Annotated in this window: 13 protein-coding genes and 10 tRNA genes; all 23 read right to left on the reverse strand. The window is 40.4% G+C overall.

Going from position 1 to position 17,143, the window contains the following annotated elements; genetic code table 11:
* Window positions 1-43: 43 nt before the first annotated feature.
* Complete coding sequence (recJ, locus tag PQ456_RS16995) at window positions 44-2,449, reverse strand: single-stranded-DNA-specific exonuclease RecJ (protein WP_273613357.1); 2,406 nt, start codon at window positions 2,447-2,449, stop codon at window positions 44-46.
* Between the two features lie 11 nt (window positions 2,450-2,460).
* Window positions 2,461-3,444: a cation diffusion facilitator family transporter gene (locus PQ456_RS17000; RefSeq protein ID WP_273613358.1), complete on the reverse strand. Its 984-nt coding sequence runs from the start codon at window positions 3,442-3,444 to the stop codon at window positions 2,461-2,463.
* Window positions 3,445-3,517: 73 nt separating this feature from the next.
* Window positions 3,518-4,426, reverse strand: coding sequence for a protein translocase subunit SecF (secF, locus tag PQ456_RS17005; protein ID WP_273613359.1), 909 nt, complete (start codon window positions 4,424-4,426; stop codon window positions 3,518-3,520).
* On the reverse strand, window positions 4,416-5,888 hold the full coding sequence (gene secD, locus PQ456_RS17010; protein ID WP_273613360.1) for a protein translocase subunit SecD: 1,473 nt from the start codon (window positions 5,886-5,888) through the stop codon (window positions 4,416-4,418). The genes secF and secD overlap by 11 nt, the downstream gene beginning before the upstream one ends.
* 152 nt (window positions 5,889-6,040) lie before the next feature.
* Window positions 6,041-6,325 carry a post-transcriptional regulator gene (locus PQ456_RS17015; RefSeq protein WP_204822967.1) on the reverse strand — a complete coding sequence of 95 codons (285 nt, stop codon included), beginning with the start codon at window positions 6,323-6,325 and terminating at the stop codon, window positions 6,041-6,043.
* A gap of 103 nt (window positions 6,326-6,428) precedes the next feature.
* On the reverse strand, window positions 6,429-7,751 hold the full coding sequence (locus PQ456_RS17020) for an ArsB/NhaD family transporter (protein ID WP_273613361.1): 1,323 nt from the start codon (window positions 7,749-7,751) through the stop codon (window positions 6,429-6,431).
* 129 nt (window positions 7,752-7,880) lie between these two features.
* Entirely contained in the window at window positions 7,881-8,195 is a 315-nt protein-coding gene (gene yajC / locus PQ456_RS17025; RefSeq protein WP_204822965.1) for a preprotein translocase subunit YajC, read from the reverse strand.
* An 84-nt stretch (window positions 8,196-8,279) separates the two neighbouring features.
* The gene (gene tgt / locus PQ456_RS17030) at window positions 8,280-9,419 is read right to left on the reverse strand and encodes a tRNA guanosine(34) transglycosylase Tgt (protein WP_204822964.1); all 1,140 of its coding nucleotides are present in this window, start codon (window positions 9,417-9,419) and stop codon (window positions 8,280-8,282) included.
* Between the two features lie 153 nt (window positions 9,420-9,572).
* On the reverse strand, window positions 9,573-10,601 hold the full coding sequence (queA, locus tag PQ456_RS17035) for a tRNA preQ1(34) S-adenosylmethionine ribosyltransferase-isomerase QueA (protein WP_273613362.1): 1,029 nt from the start codon (window positions 10,599-10,601) through the stop codon (window positions 9,573-9,575).
* An 8-nt stretch (window positions 10,602-10,609) separates the two neighbouring features.
* Window positions 10,610-12,721 carry a SpoIID/LytB domain-containing protein gene (locus tag PQ456_RS17040; RefSeq protein WP_273613363.1) on the reverse strand — a complete coding sequence of 704 codons (2,112 nt, stop codon included), beginning with the start codon at window positions 12,719-12,721 and terminating at the stop codon, window positions 10,610-10,612.
* Between the two features lie 481 nt (window positions 12,722-13,202).
* On the reverse strand, window positions 13,203-14,222 hold the full coding sequence (ruvB, locus tag PQ456_RS17045; RefSeq protein WP_069329815.1) for a Holliday junction branch migration DNA helicase RuvB: 1,020 nt from the start codon (window positions 14,220-14,222) through the stop codon (window positions 13,203-13,205).
* A 285-nt stretch (window positions 14,223-14,507) separates the two neighbouring features.
* Window positions 14,508-15,122 (reverse strand): Holliday junction branch migration protein RuvA, encoded by a 615-nt coding sequence (gene ruvA, locus PQ456_RS17050; protein WP_273613364.1) that lies wholly within the window; start codon window positions 15,120-15,122, stop codon window positions 14,508-14,510.
* On the reverse strand, window positions 15,119-15,622 hold the full coding sequence (gene ruvC, locus PQ456_RS17055) for a crossover junction endodeoxyribonuclease RuvC (RefSeq protein WP_204822960.1): 504 nt from the start codon (window positions 15,620-15,622) through the stop codon (window positions 15,119-15,121). Before ruvC ends, ruvA begins: the two co-directional genes overlap by 4 nt.
* A gap of 494 nt (window positions 15,623-16,116) precedes the next feature.
* Window positions 16,117-16,190, reverse strand: a tRNA-Pro gene (locus tag PQ456_RS17060).
* A gap of 10 nt (window positions 16,191-16,200) precedes the next feature.
* Window positions 16,201-16,280: transfer RNA gene (locus PQ456_RS17065), tRNA-Leu, on the reverse strand.
* 15 nt (window positions 16,281-16,295) lie between these two features.
* Window positions 16,296-16,372 (reverse strand) — tRNA-Arg (locus tag PQ456_RS17070).
* Between the two features lie 20 nt (window positions 16,373-16,392).
* Window positions 16,393-16,467, reverse strand: a tRNA-Gly gene (locus tag PQ456_RS17075).
* A gap of 54 nt (window positions 16,468-16,521) precedes the next feature.
* Window positions 16,522-16,597: transfer RNA gene (locus PQ456_RS17080), tRNA-Asp, on the reverse strand.
* Between the two features lie 7 nt (window positions 16,598-16,604).
* Window positions 16,605-16,678: transfer RNA gene (locus PQ456_RS17085), tRNA-Met, on the reverse strand.
* 26 nt (window positions 16,679-16,704) lie between these two features.
* Window positions 16,705-16,780 (reverse strand) — tRNA-Val (locus PQ456_RS17090).
* Window positions 16,781-16,792: 12 nt separating this feature from the next.
* Window positions 16,793-16,864, reverse strand: a tRNA-Glu gene (locus tag PQ456_RS17095).
* Window positions 16,865-16,964: 100 nt separating this feature from the next.
* Window positions 16,965-17,056 (reverse strand) — tRNA-Ser (locus PQ456_RS17100).
* Between the two features lie 3 nt (window positions 17,057-17,059).
* A tRNA-Asn gene (locus PQ456_RS17105) sits at window positions 17,060-17,135 on the reverse strand.
* Between the last annotated feature and the right edge of the window lie 8 nt (window positions 17,136-17,143).

Consider the following 17,143-nt stretch of genomic DNA (forward strand, 5'->3'; position numbering starts at 1 on the left):
TCCTCCTCAAAATAAAAACCTGTATAACCCTATACTTTTTTTGTTATGACGCGCCTTGCATGCGGGAAATCATCCATGATGTTAACTGCGGCAGATCACTTTCACATAACATATATTCCATTTCAGCCAGCTCGCTAAGTTCCTGATACCGCTTCGAACTATCCAGAGGACGTTTGGAAGGAGAAGTATTAACCGTAACCTTTCCTTGCTCTCGGATAATAAATTCCAGTTCCTCGAATACTTCCAGCATAAGCTGTACCATTCTTATTGAACTGGATGTTTTTTGACTCAGGTAAGGAATAAGCTCATCTTCATGAACAAATTGCTGATTGCTTTTGACAAGCCATCCATAGATCAATTTAAATTGATCTCGATCAGGTTTTTGCAGAAGTTCCTGCTGTTGCCGCTTATCATGGAGAAGAATGATATTTTCAAGAGAAGTGAACTGGGCAAAAATCATATCCAATTGCCCTGTATGCGCTGGTAAAGACAATACACATAACGTGCGTACAGCTTCTGCACCATATTGCATAGAAATAGTATTGCCAGCGATAATGCCAGCCTTTCTATCATAACCCCAAAGGGATACATCACACAATTGGCTTTTTAATAAATCTTCATCTTCTTCACTTAATATCGCCCATTGTCCTTGTTCCATCGCCATATAACGTCCAAATTGTTGACGAACTTTAGTCAATTCACTATCGATCGCTTTGCAATCACGACGATCCCAGATTTGTAAGCCCGGTACAGCGATATCCTGAATCATCAATTGAGGTTTGCGATTACCCCGCCATTCATTGATACTCGTTTCGGCAAGCAGATCGATATGATCTCCTTCAGCAAGTAAACCCGCAAGTTCTCCTTTACCAAAAGCAACACCTTCTATCATCGTATCCCCTTGCTCTACAACTAATCGCAGATGTGTACCTGTTTTACCAATCGTTTTGGCTTGAATCACTTTAACACCGCGCAACACAATCCGGGGTAATGGATTAGACATCCCAAATGGAGCCAACTGATCTAATTCTTCAATCGCAGATAAAGATAACTCGCTTAACTCACATTCACAATCCGCTTGTGTCTGTGGAACCAACTCTTTTTCCGTTAAGATCGTAGCTGCTCGCTCATTCAAAGCGTGACGAAAAGCATCCAATTGATCACGATGAAGTGTCATTCCTGCCGCCGCTGGATGTCCTCCAAAATGATCCATTAAATCGGCACAGTTCAGTAGCGCTTGATAAATATCGTATCCGTCAATCGAACGAGCAGAACCTTTACACAGCCCTGTTACGGGATCAATTCCCAATACAATCGTAGGACGATAATAACGATCTAACAATTTAGAAGCCACAATCCCAACTACACCTGGATTCCAACCTTCTCCTGCGACTACAATCACATCTGGAATCTCTTTGGTCTGTCCCTCGTATCCTTTTGCAACCATCTGATGTGCTTCTTGAGTGATCGTATTTACAAGCTCCTGACGAGATTTGTTTAATTGATCCAGCTCATGAGAAATATAATCGGCTTGCTCTGCATCTGTTGTAGTCAACAATTCTACAGCACGCATCGCATGTTCCATTCGTCCACTTGCATTGATACGTGGAGCCATTGCAAATGCAATATGTGTAGCCGATACTTGTTCATGTTCAATACCAGCTACATTCATCAAAGCGGTAATCCCTACAAATGAACTATTTTTCATTTTTTCTACACCTGCACGTACCATCATGCGGTTCTCACCTTCAAGTGGCATCAGATCGGCTACCGTACCGATAGCGACGATTTCTAACCATTGCTCAGGCATAGAACCTAATAAAGCGTGAGCAAGCTTAAAAGCAACCCCAACACCTGCTAACCCTTTAAAAGGATATGGGCAATAAGGTAGCTTCGGATTCACTAACGCATACGCTTGTGGCAACACAGCAGGTGGTTCGTGATGATCGGTAACAATAACATCTATACCATATTGCGCTGCATGAGCAATTTGTTCTACTGCACTAATACCTGTATCCACGGTAATAATTAAGGTTACACCTTGTGCATGAGCTTGATCGATCGCATGTTGATGCAGTCCATATCCTTCTTTGGAACGATGAGGAATATACGTATCAAAGTCAGCCTGTAAATGACGCAACAAATAGATCATAAGGGTCGTACTGGATACACCATCTGCATCATAATCCCCGTAGATCCATATTTTTTCCTTTTGTTCTAAAGCTTGACGTATTCGTCCGACCGCTTCTGTCATCCCTGCTAGCAAATACGGATCATGAATATCATCACGACTTCCATGAAGAAAATGCAGTGCTCGTTGTTCCTCTGTATAGCCTCTACTGGTTAAAAGAGTAGACATTAATGAAGATATGCCCAACTTGTTCGCTAGAGACTGTGAAATCGTCTGATCAGGACGACGAATATTCCAATGATATTGTGAATGAATCATATGGTTCCTCCTTATTGAAGCATACCGTTTCCAGATGTATCTCTGCTTTGTGTCAGTTCATAATTCGATTTATACGGATATCCACCGTTATAAGGCACTACCTGTACCTGTACACTACTGACATGAGCAAAACGACTTAACAATAAATTTTTGGCATACTCTGAAATTTCTGCCGCTTCTCGAACCGTAATTTGTGGATTCACACTGATTTTAAGATCGATTTTGACACTGTCTCCTACTTCTTGTGCTTTTAATTCTTCTACAGTGATAACACCCTGTACACGTTGTACGGTATCCATAAAATCTACAGCATCCTGTTGATCTAATTCTTGTACCAGTGATCCATAAATAGAATGCTTCGCAATTCGATATCCTTGACGCCATACAATACCAGCCACCAGAATAGCTGAAATCGGTTCGATATAATACAGTTGATCGATATTCAGTTCCAAAGCTGCAATTGTACTTAACATCCCGGCAAGCACCAGAATAGAAGAGTACAACGAATAACGGTGATTATCTACATCATCTGCTAGACGAGCATTTTTTTGCTTTTTCGCATAACGATAACGATAACGGAATACCGCTTCATTGATAGCAATAGATAAAAATACAGGAATAATCGCATACGGCTTAGGATCAGGAGTCTCTATAGACATCATATCTCGTATAGCTGAAATGCCAATTTCTAATCCACCTAACAACAAAAGCACAGTTATCATCAAGTTAGCAAATGGAGCACCTGTTTTGGCAGGAGGTTGATTTTGCGCTAATTTGTTATGTTGGCGTGTGTGCTGTTTTGCAGTCCCATTGGGATTGGATAAACGTTCGACAAGACTACTTGCCGCTGTAGAAGCTGTATATAATGCATCTCCCATCAATGCTTTATTGTTAGCAATATAACCGGTAACTCCTTTGACAATCGCCAATCCGAGTCCCGTAACAACCGATGTCCAAAACACCTTTTCTCCTTGATGGATATCTTGGTTTTTCACGATTTCCCCTCCTAAAACAACATAAAGCCGCGTCTGTAACAGGACGCGGCTTCAACATGTTGGACTTGCAATGTTACGCCGTCGTTTTAGACGGAGTTTTCGCTTTTGGTTTTTGTCTGTTTTTAAGCAATAACCACAATGGGCTAGCAATAAAGACAGAAGAGTAAGCACCAAATACAAGACCAAGAATCATTGCTAATGAGAACATACGAATCGACTCACTGCCGAATATGAACAAACATACGCAAGCGATAAATACAGTTAATACTGTATTTAGTGAACGAGTCATGGTTTGAGAAATACTGTTGTTGACGATGGTTTTAACATCACCAGTTTTCTTCTGTTTAGAGAAGCGTAGATTTTCCCTGATACGGTCAAAGATAACGACAGTATCATTCAGCGAGTAACCGATAATAGTCAGGATCGCTGTAATAAAGGTAAGATCGACTTCCAAACGGAAAATAGAGAAAATCGCAATTACGATAAATGCATCATGAAGCATTGCTACAACCGCAGCGACAGCAAAGCGCCATTCAAAACGAATCGTAATGTAGATAATAATACCCAAACTTGCAGCTAATACTGCCCATAGAGCATTACGCTCTAATTCTTGTGCAATCGCTGGGTCTACCGTGTTGACTTCAAAAGAAGCTCCACTATCCAATTGTTTGGTAAATGCTTGTTTGAACTGATTTTCTTGAGTATCACTTAATACTTTTTCGAAACGGACATTCATTCGTCCATCACCGATTGTAATACTAGGATCATCACTCAATTTTAAAGCTTCAATAACTGGTTTGGCTTGAGCTTCTGTGATTGGTTTTGTTAATGTGACATCCACATTAGAACCTGAACGGAAATCAACGCCATAATTTAATTTGAAGATCGCTAGACTCAAAATACCAAGTACGATCAAAATGATCGAGAACGTATAGAAATACTTACTGATTTTGACAAAATCATAATTCCACTTAAAGCGCACTGCGTTCACTCTCCTTTACACCGAACGACTTCGCTTTGGTAATAATCTTTCCTTTGAGAAGCAAAGATAGCAAGAAGCGAGAGAAGAACACATTCGTCAAGATACTTACTATGATATTAAGAATCAATACTAATGCAAAACCTTTTACTGCCCCTGTACCTAATGCGAACATTACAGCACCAGCAATAATCGTTGTGATATTAGCATCCATAATTGTTCCGAATGAATTACGTCCACCTGCTTTGAATGCAGACAATAAGCTCTTACCACTACGAAGTTCATCTTTGATCCGTTCGTAGGTAATAATATTCGCATCTACACCCATACCAACCCCGAGAATAAATGCTGCAATACCTGGCAAGGTTAATGTAAAGTCACCTGCAATAAAGATCATAACCAACAACCATGTATGAACGATAATACAGAAACCTGCAATAAGACCAGGCACACGATAGACTAGAGCCATAAATAACAGGATCAAGATCGAACCAATAACACCTGCAAGCAATGTATCTTTCAACGATTGTTGACCTAATGTTGCGCCAACACTTTGTGAATACACTTCTGTCAATTTAAGTGGCAAAGCACCCAAGTTGATCTGGTCTTTCAATTGTTGTGCTTCTTCTTGTGTATACGTACCTGTAATAACAGCTGTTCCGTCTGAAAGTTCACCTTGTACTCTAGGAGCAGAAAGCAATTGATCATTTAGGAAAATAGCTAAGTTTTGACCTGTCAAACGTTTAGTGATCTCAGCAAATTTGCTTGCATCTTTCAACTTAATCGCAATTTGTGGCTCATTCAGTTGAGTGTACGAAATAGATGCTCCATTTTCTGTGAAATCATTACCTGTCAATTCTACTTTACAATATACTTTAAGCGGATCTTGTGCTGCTGGATCCTGCTCTGCTGCGCCATTGTATGTATCTCCAGGGGCAGTTGTAGCTTCTCCAGTCGTTGGATCAACATTAATTTCTTGTGTTGCTCCTGCCGATTGAGTCGATACTTCATTGCTGTCTTTGGAAGTCGATTTACTCGTAGCATCAGATTTTTTAGTGCTACTTGTAGATTTGCTTGTTGCTTCATCTTTTTTCGCAGAAGAATCTGTTGTACAGCCATCTGCGCTACGGAATGTTAATTCCGCTGGTTCTTTCATCGTTTGGCGAACTGTTGCTTCGTCTGTAACTCCAGCAATTTTCAGACGAATACGATCTGTACCCTCTGTTGTAATTTCTGGTTCACTGGTTCCCAAAGCATTTGCACGTTGTTCCAAACTTTTTGCTGTTTGCAATAATGATTCCCTGGTGACTTGTTCCCCCTGCGTGGTTGGCGTAGCCTGATACAAAATCTCGAAACCGCCTTTAAGATCCAGTCCTAAACGAACATCCTTAAATAACGGTGTCGTTGCGCCAATAACGCCAGCAACGACGAGCATAACGACTACGAAGCTGATGATTCTTTTCATCCCGTGTGTGGTTCCCCTTTCATTCTCAATATTCCTATTATAGCGATGGCACAAATTACAGTCAATTTACCACTGGTCTGCAAAATAAACAAGCTGATGTCGATAAAGTACCGACTCCAGCTTATCATTGGTTCATGCTGTTATTCAACAGTTTATGATTGATCCAACGGTGCCTGGTTCCAAGTATCTGGTGCGCTTTTATAAGATGACATTGTTACATAATTCATAAACTGATTTACCCTCATCGACAAAATGTCACTAACCAACTCATGAAGTTTGGGCATCCCCTGCTTATCATATTTGTGGCCGAGGCAATCCCATATCTCATCTGAAGTCACATTTTCGTAGCCAAGCAGACGAAATTCTTCTGCTTTACTTTCGCATAATGTCTCAATTACTTCAGTAAGCTCGGCATTGGTCAATTCTTCCATCGCCATTGGAGCACCTTTCCTTCCCACACTTGATTACCCTGTCTATTTTTTTATTTGTCCATGCTCAACATTAAGTAATTCTGCATTGAATTGGAATCTCCTGCTACATTCACAAGATAATAAAATAAAGATAAGCAGAAGCTATTGCCAAAGAAATAAGTGTTAATGGTAATCCTACTTTCAAAAATTCCATATAACTAAAATGATGTTTTTCACGATGAGCTATAGCAGCGACCAATAGATTGGAAGAAGCACCGATTAATGTTCCATTTCCACCAATACAAGCACCTAGGGATAAAGCCCACCAGAGAGGGTTAAGCACAGCAGGCGCATCTGCATTCATTTGCACTCCTGCTTCTTGAATTAAAGGAATCATCGTCGCAACCCATGGGATATTATCAATCGCCGCAGATACCAGACCTGTTATCCACAATATAATCATCGCTGCAAATCCCAGATTTCCATTCGTTAATTCTAATAATTGTGTAGCTCCCAGACTAATCCATCCTGTATCGACTAGACCGCCTACCAATATAAATAGCCCGATAAAAAACAAAACGGTTTCCCATTCGATCTCACGCCAGATTTCGCCAGTACGCCACTGGGATCGAGTGCTGACTAACAGCATCAATACAGCGCCGCTTAAAGCAATCACAGGAGTCTCAATGCCTATCCAGTTCTGACTTATAAACGCAAGCAACGTCAATATAAATATAATCAATATCGCTATTGCGCGACGAGGGTTCTGAATATAAGAACGCGCTTCTTCCTCCAAATGTTGCAGTGGAACCTTGAGTGAGTGTTGCCGGAATGATTTGCGATAAAACAACAATAACAGTCCTACATTTACAACCAATAATATAAGTACAATAGGTCCAAGTACTGTCAGAAATAAATTAAAAGTCAACTGAGTATTAGCTGATCCGATCCAAATATTCACCGGGTGCCCAATCAATGTCGCAGCACCGCCCAGATTACTCACCAAAATCTCAGCAATCAAAAAAGGAACAGGATTCAGCTCTAATTTACGAGTAATCACAAATGTGACCGGTACGATCAATAATACCATCGTGACACTATCTAACAGTGCTGAACCAATAGCAGTCAAACAGGTCAGCAAAAGCATAACCCGTACAGGCCCGCCTTTCGTCCATTTCAGACTATAGATCGCTGCATACGGTATCAAGCCACTTCGATTCATCACAGCCGCAATGAGCATCATACCGATCCAGAGAAAGATCGTATTCCACTGGATATGCATCATATAAGCATCTTGCCAATGCACAATACCAATCACAAGAAAAATCAGAGCTCCTGCTAACGCAACTAACGCTCTACTGATCCGATCGGTCATCCAAACTGCATATATGATCAAAAAGATCACAATCGCTGCCACAGGCTGCCATGAACTCATCAACGCTGTCGGTTGCATATTGCACCTCCTTATTCATACTTTATGTTTATCCTATCTACTTCAATATATCATCTTCAAGCAAAAAACGGACCTGTTAATCAGGCCCGCTTCGATGTAAACATTATTATTAAGGATCAATACACGTAATTATTTAGTCAAAACAGGTGCTTTTTCGCCTGTTGCATGACTGATTGAAGCACGATCAAATGTTAATTTAGTAACATCGTTTACGCGCAAAACAACGATATCGTCTGTGATTTCAGCAATCGTACCGTGCAATCCACCGATCGTTACCACTTTATCACCTTTAGACAATGTATTTAACATCATTTTACGTTGCTTTTGTTTCTTTTGTTGCGGACGAATCAGTAAGAAGTAAAAAATAACGAACATAAATACAAATGGAAGGATTGCTCCCCAGATACCGCCTGTTCCACCTGCAGCTGCTGCTGTTTCAAACATGTTATTTCCCCCTTTTTCTTATCAACCATTAATCGAAAAACAATATCATATCGTTTTCGATGGATGTCATGTACATACCGTTTTTTAGAACCCTTTATCATTATCATGTAGTCCATATTGCGTGAAGAACTCTTCTTTGAAGTCGAGAAGACGATCATCCATAATCGCTTGACGTACATTTTTCATCAGATTCAATAAGAAATGCAGATTGTGATAAGTGGTCAATCGTAGACCAAATGTCTCGTCTGCTTTGATGAGGTGACGCAGATAGGCACGGGAATAATTCCGACACGTATAACAATCACAGTTCGGATCAAGTGGTCCAAAATCACGTGCATATTTTGCATTACGCACCACTACGCGTCCTTCACTAGTCATGGTTGTACCATTGCGTGCAATCCTTGTAGGCAACACACAATCGAACATATCTACTCCACGAATCGATCCTTCGATCAAAGCATCAGGCGAACCTACACCCATGAGATAACGTGGCTTATTGTGCGGAAGAAACGGTATAGTGAAATCCAAAGCTTGATACATCAAGTCTTTAGGCTCACCTACACTCAGTCCACCAATAGCATACCCCGGAAAATCCATCGAAGTCAAATCAAGTGCACTTTGTTTACGTAGATCTTCATGCATCCCACCTTGAACGATTGCAAACAGCCCTTGATCATGTGGACGACCATGACTTTCAAGGCAACGTTCTGCCCAACGAGTCGTACGTTCAAGTGACTTTTTCACATATTCATATTCAGCAGGATATGGAGGACATTCATCAAATGCCATCATAATATCCGAACCTAATGAATTTTGAATATCCATTGCAATTTCAGGAGATAAAAACAACTTATCTCCATTCAAATGCGATTTAAAATGAACGCCTTCTTCACTAATTTTACGCATATCGCTCAGGCTAAATACTTGGAATCCACCGCTGTCTGTCAAAATTGGGCGATCCCAGTTCATAAATTTGTGTAACCCACCAGCATCACGAATCAAATCATGTCCTGGACGAAGAAACAAATGATACGTATTACTCAAAATAATATGCGCATCCATCTGTTTTAATTCTTCTGGACTCATAGTTTTGACTGTTGCTTGTGTACCTACAGGCATAAAAGCAGGTGTTTCAATAACTCCATGCGGAGTATGAACACGTCCAAGACGTGCTCCTGATTGCTTACAAGTTTTGATATGTTCGTACGTAATAGGTCCAGCCATAGTATTGGTTCTCATCCTTCTGCTTATAAAATAGGATAGTCAGTCTTATCACTAAGTTAGCTTATCCTGTTAACGTCACTATAGATATAGCTTACAACAACGTTCATCAACAGTTAATTATACGGGAGCATCCCTATGAAATACAATCATTTTCTAATAAATAAACATCGCATCACCAAAGCTGAAAAAGCGATACTCCTCAGCTACTGCCTGCTGATAAGCATCCATAATATGCTCTCGTCCAGCTAATGCACTGACTAACATGACCAAGGTAGATTTAGGCAAATGGAAATTCGTAACCATTGCATCAACCAGACCAAACTCATGTCCTGGATAAATAAAAATCTGCGTCCAGCCACTAGAAACTTCGATCAATTGCCCTTTTGCTTCACGAGCTACAGTTTCCAGTGTACGTGCAGAAGTTGTACCTACAGCAATAATACGGCCACCGCGCGCTTTCGTTTCATTTAACAATTGAGCCGTCTCAGCAGACAATGAGTAAAACTCTTCATGCATCACATGTTCTTCAACCGTTTCGACAGACATAGGACGGAATGTACCTAATCCAACATGCAAAGTCACAAAGCCTACCTGTACACCTTTGGCTACAATTTGATCTAACAATTCTTTTGTAAAATGAAGCCCGGCTGTTGGTGCAGCTGCGGAACCTTCATGTTTTGCATATACCGTCTGATAACGTTCACGATCATCTAACTTTTCTTTAATATATGGAGGAAGTGGCATTTCTCCTAGACGATCTAGGATTTCTTGAAAAATCCCTTCATATCGGAAAGACAATACACGCATCCCCATATCCGATTCTTCTTCTATTACGGCTTCCAGCTCACCGCCAAAATCAATAACAGCGCCTTTTTTCAGCTTTTTACCTGGTTTTACTAGTGCTTCCCAACGATCACCTTCCAGTTGAGTTAATAACAATACTTCTGCTTTAGCACCTGTATCACGTTTGATCCCAAATAGACGAGCTGGAATTACACGTGTATCATTCAAAATCAATGTATCGCCTTCATGTAAATAATCTAAAATTTCACCAAAATGCTGATGTCTGACTTCACCTGTTTGTTTGTTTAAAGTAAGCAAGCGTGAAGCTGTTCGATCTTGCAATGGAACTTGAGCAATCAAATGCTCTGGTAATTCAAAATCATATACATCTACTTTCATGGTTCTACTTACCCCTTCGTAATTTGCACATTGTTATAATAATGTTGCAAGATTTGTTTATAATTTGATCCTTTGTCAGCCATACCTTTAGCGCCCCATTGGGACATACCTAATCCATGACCATTCCCGTTACCTGTAAATAAAAATCCACCTGCTTCAGTCACTCTAGCTACACCATCACCATTTAAAATCACCGTTGAGCTTGAACCTGTTCCCTGTCCTGAAGCTCCTAAAATAACAGTCCCGGCAGCTGGCATTTCATTTTGATCATTATTTGAACCTACAACTACATAATTTGCTGTATTTACCACATCAAACAATGTACTTGGTAGACTATTCAGTGCAGAACGGAACACATCTGGATACTTCACTTTCACAACAGCTCCATTTACTTTGATTTCAGTAACACGTCCAGAAGGACCACGCTGAGAAACCTGAATAGAAGTGATTGTAGATGGTAAGCTTGCGGTTGTTTTACCTTTTAACGTTGCCAGTATTTGCGCCGAAGTAAAAGGGCCACGTATCCACTGATAGCTATTGGACTCAGGTAATAATTCTAACACAACAGCTTGATCACCTGGATTCATTTGACCTACCATAGATACATTACTTTGTACCACTGGTAAAGGACGCACATTTGTATTTTTAGCAGTAACTGTCATATAGTCTAGTCCAGCCGATGTTTTCTTGCCTGATAATTTTACATTATCTTCACGTACATAACCAGACTTTCCGTTATCTAATAATACATGATACCAATTTTTAAGCGCCGCTTGTGAAGCCGCATCTTCTTTTGATACCACACTCACAAATACGTCTCCACCGCCGTTCCATACTTCAGAAGGATCAGCTGAAGCCCCGCCACTATTGGCAGAAAATATCGCCTCAATCACTTTATTATTTTTTGTAACGATTTCACCTGCTGTAGCATCGACAGCCGCAATGATTCGTTTATCTTCTGCACTCACACCGTTATACGCTTGACTCAGTGTAGTATCGACCACATCTGCTATTTTAAATTTAGAACCTTGCTCTTGAAATCTAGCATAACTACGTGCAGCTACTGCTTGAGCTTTCAAAGCTTCTGCCGGCCATGAAGCAGATACTTCGCCACCGACTACCGAATACAGATACTCTTCCATAGGCAAAACATTAATCCATGCCAGTTGACCGTTGTAATTACTTATTTCAAAATCACCACGATATGTTCGAGCAGAACGTTCAGTCACTTGAGTCCCTGAATCGTTTCCTTGTAACATCATTTTGACATCTGTTCCACTAACCATATAATGATCAATCGGTGAGGGGCTAGTAATACTTGAAGTCACATTTGTACGTTTAATAAGCACCGCTTGTGTACTACTTACAGTAGTGAGCGTGATATCAGGTAATGATGTTGCTGCAACTGATTTAATACTTGCCAAAGAAGCCGCATCTGCTTCTTCCCCTACCCATACATTGTAAGCGAGAGCTCCGCCACTTTTAGTAATAGCGACAAATCCATCCAATCCAGCTGCACTGACAGTAGCAAGTCCAGCATTCGCTTGTGCTTCAGTTGCATAACTTCCCGCAGACAAATGGAAACCACCTTTTACCGCAGGTGTCTGACCATTCAAAATAGATCTTACTGTAGAAGCTACACGAGAAGCTCCAGTCGTAGCCGCTGCTTTAGAAGAATACATCCCTGTATACAATTGATATACGGTGCCACCATTTTTGGAAGCTGAGAATACGATAGGTTTATCACTTGTCGATTGTAATAGTTTGATCCCTGCCGCCGCTGTGGTGAAATCAGCCGTTTCCAATACTTTCACCCGATAGCCATCAATACCAAAGCTTGCTTGATTGCCAATAGATAACCAAGAATCAACTACTCCAGTCTTCGATTGACCTACACTAAGACTCCCTGCGGATTTCACATTAACTACAGGGACTATCGAAGAATATGTATTCCCCACATCTAAAAATAGCCCTACACGCACTTTTTCATTATCAACAGATGGTGTTGCTGCATAAGAAGATTGAGGCAATGTTCCTGCTAAAAGTATCACTACAGGCAAAAGCCATAATGTTTGCTTCCATTTTTTCAACGTTGTATTTACATTTGTAGTCACATTCATTCACTTGTTCCTTTCTTGAGTCCATACTTATACATCGACACTCTTATCCATTATACGCATAAGTAGTCCAAATGACTTGGTTTGCACCGAAATTCTCTTAAAATCCTTGCGACTGGTCATACTCAAGTCCTTTTATGCAAAATGTTTTAATATTCAAATCCTCTATTTCCTAGTCATGTCTTTCTCAGTCTATACTCGTTGTAAATTATATCTATATTACTACACTACATATTTAAAATTGCTCTATTTAACTTACAACACTCAACACTCAACACTCAACACTCAACACTCAACACTCAACACTCAACACTCAACACTCAACACTCAACACTCAACACTCAACACTCAACACTCAACACTCAACACTCCAAAATTATACGGATAGCTGAACAGTAAGCAACTTCTTTGAGTGCAAAAAAAGACTGACTATTTATAGCATCTTGCTCTCTACAAATAACCAGCCTTTTCGATTCATTCAATTTTATGCTTTTCCATTCAAATGATCAGGCATAGGTATCCCCAAATAATCATAAGCCATAGGCGTAACAATACGTCCTCGTGGAGTACGTTGTAGGAATCCTAACTGAAGCAGATACGGTTCATATACATCTTCAATCGTTTGGCCTTCTTCACCGATGGTAGCAGCGATAGTGTCCAACCCTACAGGACCACCGCGGAAATTATGAATCATCGCTTGCAATACCTTATGATCAATCTGATCCAATCCTCGCGGATCAACTTGTAACATATCCAATGCTTCGTCTGCAATCTCAGGTGTGATAATCCCATCGCCACGTACCTGTGCATAATCCCGTACACGTTTGAGTAGACGGTTAGCAATACGCGGTGTTCCTCTACCACGAAGTGCAATCTCGTCTGCTGCATCGCCTACAATATCAATTCCGAGAATCTCTGATCCCCGGCTTACAATAAAGGAAAGTTCATCGACTGTGTATAATTCTAGCCGACTCACTACTCCAAATCGATCACGCAAAGGAGCAGATAACAAACCTGCACGTGTTGTTGCACCAATCAATGTAAATGGCGGCAAGTCCAAACGTACTGAACGAGCACTAGGTCCTTTACCAATCATAATATCAAGCGCCGAATCTTCCATAGCCGGATACAAGACTTCTTCTACAGACCGATGTAATCGATGAATCTCATCAATAAACAATACATCCCCATCTTGCAGATTAGTCAGCAAAGCCGCTAGATCACCAGGACGCTCAATAGCAGGCCCTGAAGTTGTTCTTAAGTTAACACCAAGCTCATTGGCAATAATGTTAGCAAGTGTAGTTTTACCTAACCCTGGGGGGCCATATAAAAGAACATGATCCAACGCCTCGCCTCTCAACTTAGCAGCTTCAATATAAATTTTCATATTTTCTTTAATCCGAGTTTGCCCGATATATTCTGAAAGGTAACGGGGACGTAGACTCAGTTCCACCGCTTGGTCTTCCATCATCAAGTTAGCAGATATGATGCGGTCATCCGTCATCTTTATTCGCTCCCCTTCATCTTTTCTACCTGTCTTTTTAAATCTTTTTAAAATTTCATTACCACTATCTTTAAATATACCATAGCTATTCTAATATAAATATTTAGCACAAGATAAGTTCATAGATTGCCGTTTTTTAAAATAGTATCCATTGATCTCAATTACTATATTATTCATCATATGTGCAAAATAGAACTAAGCTTTCACCTTCATTAGCTTTGTTTCCAAATATACCAAAATAGAACGAATTTCTATTATTCCGATGTATTTAGCATAGTAATGACGTTAGCCAGTATACAACATTTTTAATGCTCTCTTCATAACATCATCGGCTGTATCGTCAGGGAATACTTCGTGTTTCAACGTTTGCCAGATTCGATCCAATTCGGTATCCGTATACCCCAGAGCTTTCAATCCATCACGTACTTCAGGCCATACTTCTCCAGAAGCAGTACTAGTCGTTGGTGGAGCAAATAATCCTGTAGCAATAATAGAATCACCAATACCACCCAATTTATCTTTCAAATCCAGAATCATACGTTGTGCAGTCTTTTTACCGATCCCAGGCAGTTTGGTCAAAAACGTAATATTTTCTTGATAAATAGCAGTAACCACACCTTCAGGGCTACCACCACTTAGAATACCAAGAGCTACACGTGGACCAATACCAGATACTTCAATCAATTTGCGAAATAATTTCTGTTCATCACGTGTAGGGAATCCAAATAATTGAATTGCATCTTCACGTACATGATGATGAATATAAATGGTAACTTCACCGGTTTCTTTCATCCATGCATAAGGGTTAGGGCAAAATACGCGATACCCGATTCCTTGCATATCTACAACCACATATTCATTTTCTAAATGCACTATCGGCCCGCGCAAAAAATCAATCATTTTTTCAATACCTCATTTATCTTCGAATTTAGCACATAAGAATGAGCATGACATACAGCTACAGCTAATGCATCAGCGACATCATCAGGTTTCGGAATTTTTTGCAAATTCAAAAACATTCGAATCATTTCTTGAACTTGTCTTTTTTCAGCTTTACCATACCCTACAACAGCTTGTTTTACTTGCATAGGTGTATATTCTGCAATAGGCAAACCCTTTTGTTTAGCTGCTAAGATCATCACACCACGCGCCTGACTCACAGACATCGCATTGGTTACATTACGGTTAAAAAATAGTTTTTCAAAAGCAACCGTATCTGGTTGATACTTTTCGATTAATTGTACAGTACCTTCATATACATGCAATAATCTATCTTCATCAGGTGTATGAGCTTCTGTCTGAATACAACCGTATTGAACAGGAGTCAACTTGCTTCCATTTTTATCTATAAACCCAAAACCAACAATCGCAATTCCGGGGTCAATTCCCATTACACGCAAATCGATCTCTCCCTTGTTCTATTACATAAATATTAATCCTCTTTTTATAAATAAAATAGTAATCATAATGAATACATGTATTCTGTTTTCCAAACAAATGAAATGAGTTCTTCATGATGATAGAGAGTAATTTATTATAGGGCTTACTACTACTCATCATCTTAATCATATATTCAAGTAAAGCTAAATAGGCGAACATATGTATCTCTTTCATTTCATTATAGCAAATATAAATCCACTTGAGTTAATAAAATAACAAAATTTCATTTCGATAAAATCTATTCCATTTCAAAGCTAGGTTAAGTTATTCTTATTAAAATCATAACTATAAATATGTACGTATAATTCATCTATATCAGTAGATGTAAGTCGATACAGTAGATGCTATAGCAAGGTTTATATTATTCTTATAACTATTTATCATAAGCAAATTAAAACGAATATAAATGAACATAAAAAAACCATTGATCGCAATGATCAATGGTTTTTTAGTATCGGGACGACACGATTTGAACATGCGACCCCCTGGACCCAAACCAGGTGCTCTACCAAGCTGAGCTACGTCCCGATAAATAATATGCCGGTGAAGGGACTCGAACCCCCACGGTTTCCCTCACGATTTTGAGTCGCGCGCGTCTGCCAATTCCGCCACACCGGCCAATCAAGATAAAAATGGCGCGCCCTAAGAGATTCGAACTCCTGGCCTTTTGATTCGTAGTCAAACGCTCTATCCAGCTGAGCTAAGGGCGCATATAAAATTTAGAAAATATTGGAGCGGACGATGGGAATCGAACCCACGACCCTCGCCTTGGCAAGGCGATGCTCTACCGCTGAGCCACGTCCGCAGTATAATATGAATTACAAAGTCTTATGATCGAACCAATTTCTTTAAAAGAAAATGGCGGAACCGACGGGATTTGAACCCGCGATCTCCTGCGTGACAGGCAGGCATGTTAACCCCTACACCACGGTTCCAGATTAATTGCGGGGACAGGATTTGAACCTGTGACCTTCGGGTTATGAGCCCGACGAGCTACCGGACTGCTCCACCCCGCGTCATTAATACTTACTATAAAATTCTATGGTGGAGATTGACGGGATCGAACCGCCGACCCTCTGCTTGTAAGGCAGATGCTCTCCCAGCTGAGCTAAATCTCCAAAGAAGTAATATGACCCGTAGGGGACTCGAACCCCTGTTACCTCCGTGAAAGGGAGGTGTCTTAACCACTTGACCAACGGGCCACAACAAAACCGATACTTTACATACTAACATCTTATTACTTTTAGAACAAGTCCATTTACAACTAATATTCTAGGCTAGTGGCTGTAATAAAACGGCCTCTGGCGGAGAGAGAGGGATTCGAACCCTCGAGACGCTTGTGACGCCTACACGATTTCCAATCGTGCTCCTTCGGCCAACTCGGACACCTCTCCATATGGCTCCCCGAACAGGACTCGAACCTGTGACAACTCGATTAACAGTCGAGTGCTCTACCAACTGAGCTATCAGGGAATAGTCAC

The sequence above is a fragment of the Paenibacillus kyungheensis genome (genome assembly GCF_028606985.1).
GTDB classification, from domain to species: Bacteria; Bacillota; Bacilli; order Paenibacillales; family Paenibacillaceae; genus Saccharibacillus; species Saccharibacillus kyungheensis.